This is a genomic window from Streptomyces sp. NPDC127092, from assembly GCF_042722475.1.
GTDB lineage: Bacteria > Actinomycetota > Actinomycetes > Streptomycetales > Streptomycetaceae > Streptomyces.
Genome location: NZ_JBHXFE010000197.1, coordinates 433 through 1,575, shown reverse-complemented (window position 1 = coordinate 1,575; position 1,143 = coordinate 433). Strand labels below are relative to the sequence as shown.

Here is a 1,143-nt window from a genome sequence, read left to right as displayed (position 1 = left end):
CTGGGCCAGCTTGAAGGCGATGTTCGCGGCCGGAACCGAGGCGTAGATCGCGGTCTGCAGCAGGATCTCCTGGATCTCCTCCCGGCTCAGCCCGTTGCGCAGGGCGGCGCGCAGGTGCATGGCGCACTCGTCCCAGTAGCCGCCCGAGACCATCGCCGTGATGGTCACCGCCGAGCGCATCCGCCGGTCCAGGCCGGGCCGCGTCCAGATGGTGCCCCAGGCGTACCGGGAGATGAGGTTCTGGAAGTCCTCCGTGGTCTCGTCCTTCTTCGCCTCCGCGCGGTCCACGTGGGCGTCCCCGAGCACCTCTCGGCGCACGGCCATCCCGGCGTCGAGGATCTCCTGCGCCGTGCGGTCCATCTGGTGCCCGATCGGGGCCTGACCGCCGCTCACCGTGCACCCGCCAGGAACGCGCGCAGGGCCTCGGCCGTGGCCTCCGGCTGCTCGAGGGGAGCCTGGTGTGCCGCATCGTCGAACGCCACCACCGTGGCGCCGAGGACCGCCGCGGCGATCTCATCGCCGGCCGCCGGCGGCGTGACCGTGTCGTGGGCGCCGTGCACGGTGAGCACGGGGACCGTGATCGTGGCGAGGCGTGCGCGCACGTCGAAGTCGCCGAGCGCCTCGCACAGCCGGGCGTAGGAGTGCCGGTCGGCCTCCTGAAGCGTGTGCAGCAGGGCCGTGGCGCGCTCCGGATGGCGCTCGATGAACCCCGGGGCGAACCAGCGCTCGGCCGAACCGGCCACCATGGTCGGCGTGCCGGCCCGCTCGACCAGCTCGGCGCGCTCCCGCCAGGCCTGCGGCTCGCCGATCTTGGCGGCCGAGCAGATGACGGCCACCCCGGCGATCTCGTCGGCGTGGTCGAGGGCCAGCTGCAGTGCCACGCAGCCGTTGAGCGAGACACCGGCGAAGAACACCGGCACCTCCGCCGGGATCGAGCCCTAGTCCCGCAGGCGGTCCACGGCGGCGACGACGGCGTCCGCCAGCTCCGCGATCGTGTACGGCTCGGCATGGGGCGCGGAGGCGCCGTGGCCGGGCAGGTCGTAGCCGACGACGAAGGTGTCCTCGCCCATGCGGTCTGCGGCGAGCGACCACAGCGCGTGCGCGCCGGTGCCGAGGCCGGCGCCGACCACGAGGACACGGAAG

General features: G+C 73.6%; 3 protein-coding genes. All 3 read right to left on the bottom strand.

Going from position 1 to position 1,143, the window contains the following annotated elements; genetic code table 11:
- Window positions 1-393 (bottom strand): carboxymuconolactone decarboxylase family protein (locus tag ACFWJO_RS38805; protein WP_386872924.1); only part of this gene is annotated, 393 nt, incomplete at its 3' end.
- Window positions 390-914 (bottom strand): alpha/beta fold hydrolase, encoded by a 525-nt coding sequence (locus ACFWJO_RS38800; RefSeq protein WP_386872922.1) that lies wholly within the window; start codon window positions 912-914, stop codon window positions 390-392. The genes ACFWJO_RS38800 and ACFWJO_RS38805, both read right to left, overlap by 4 nt.
- A 24-nt stretch (window positions 915-938) precedes the next feature.
- On the bottom strand, window positions 939-1,143 hold a 205-nt coding region (locus tag ACFWJO_RS38795), incomplete at its 5' end, for an alpha/beta fold hydrolase (protein ID WP_386872920.1).